At 24.1% G+C, this 1,716-nt stretch carries 2 protein-coding genes; both read right to left on the bottom strand.

What is annotated here, in order from left to right:
* Positions 1 to 31: 31 nt before the first annotated feature.
* On the bottom strand, positions 32 to 781 hold the full coding sequence (locus RH99_RS17950; protein WP_010241685.1) for a hypothetical protein: 750 nt from the start codon (positions 779 to 781) through the stop codon (positions 32 to 34).
* Between the two features lie 53 nt (positions 782 to 834).
* Positions 835 to 1,380: a site-specific integrase gene (locus RH99_RS17945; RefSeq protein ID WP_010241684.1), complete on the bottom strand. Its 546-nt coding sequence runs from the start codon at positions 1,378 to 1,380 to the stop codon at positions 835 to 837.
* Positions 1,381 to 1,716: the final 336 nt, after the last annotated feature.

The raw sequence follows: 1,716 nt of genomic DNA, 5'->3' as shown, positions 1-1,716 counted from the left end.
TATTCCAATAATATTATATTTTAAGTCATAATTAAAATGATATAGCTGTATATTCACCATTATACATTCTATGTACTTCTTGATCTGATGATATAGCTCCACTTTTAGGATCTACACCCTCAATAAAGTATCCACAAATCATTCCTAATTGGGTTTTAAATCTAACAAAATCTAATTTTTGAGCATTATGTTTTGTCTTATTTACTTTAATTGCAATATTATCTCTATATTCTTTTACTTTATTATAATAATTATAGTTTACATTCTTATCAGCATATCTTAACCATTCATGTGCAAATTTAATATCTTTATTAACATTAACAGTATTTACTGGATAAAAAGCTTTTAATATAAGATATGTACCATCAATAAATGCCATTATAGAATCTAATATTTTTTTATATCCATCCAGTAATTTTTTTATTATTTCTGTTTTTCTTTCTGAATTTTTTTTTAATATATCTTCTAATTCACTTATACGTTTTTTAACATTTTCATCTATATTATCGTTGCTTTTCTTTAACTTGATATGTTCTTGAATATACGGTTTTGCTGTTAATTCAAGATAATTAAGTTTTTCATTAATATTTTTAAGTTCTAAAAGAAATTCTGAAAAAGAATTATAAACTTCACTCATTAAAACATTATAAGTCGCTAACGGATGTCTTAAACCATGTTCTGCATGAAAAAGCTTATTATCAATATCAGGTATACTTTTAATGGTATGCGCAAAAAAATCATTTATTGAATTTTCATTTAAAATATCAAATTTACACTGCATCTTTCATCCCATCTTTCAAAATTTATTTTAACCATGTATATTGATTAATCTGTTTATAAGTAGAAATCCTGGATAGTCTTATCCTTATTATCGTCATTAATTCCTATATACCTAAGTGTTACACTTGGAGCTGCATGATTAAATATATCCTGGAGAATAGCTACATCTTTATATTTTTGATAATGAAAGTATCCGAATGTTTTTCTTAATGTATGGGTTCCTATCTCCTCTATACCGATTACAGCTGCTACTTTATTTAATATTCGATATGCTTGAATCCTAGTTATTGGAGTATTACTTCCTTTTCTACTTTGAAATAAATATTCCTCATCTTTCATATTCTGTATGTACTTATCAAGATCCTGTTTTAAATATGGATTTATTAAAAATCTTTTTACTTTACCTGTTTTTTTCTCTGTGATAATAATATGAGTTTTATCTTTTATATCACATACTTTAAATCTTAAAATATCACTAATTCTTAATCCAGTATTAATTCCAATAATAAACAATATATAATCTCTATACCCTGACTTCATAAGTTCAATTTTCATTTGCTCTAATTTTTCTTTATCTCTAATTGGTTGAACCGTCTTCATAAATATCACTCCTAAATTTATTTCTTGAATATATTATATTACATTAAATGTAATATATCAATACATTGTGTTACTTTCATTTTTTGTATTATAAGCAACTATAGGCAACATTTCAAACAAAACCTATACTAAGACACTATGATGTTAATTTATTTTACGTAGACTACTTTTCAATACATCATGCGGATGCTTGTACTACCTGAATTATTTAAATAATATTTTAATCGTCAATATAAATGCTATAATTGTAGGTATTGAATATTTCATAAATTTTTCTAATGATGCTATAATATTATGTATTCTAATTTTATTCTTTGTTTCTTCGATACTACGTGT

Source organism: Clostridium arbusti SL206 (genome assembly GCF_000246895.1).
GTDB classification, from domain to species: Bacteria; Bacillota; Clostridia; order Clostridiales; family Clostridiaceae; genus Clostridium_I; species Clostridium_I arbusti.
The sequence above is the reverse complement of the archived record's forward strand: the minus strand, read 5'-3'. Positions and strand labels throughout refer to the sequence as shown.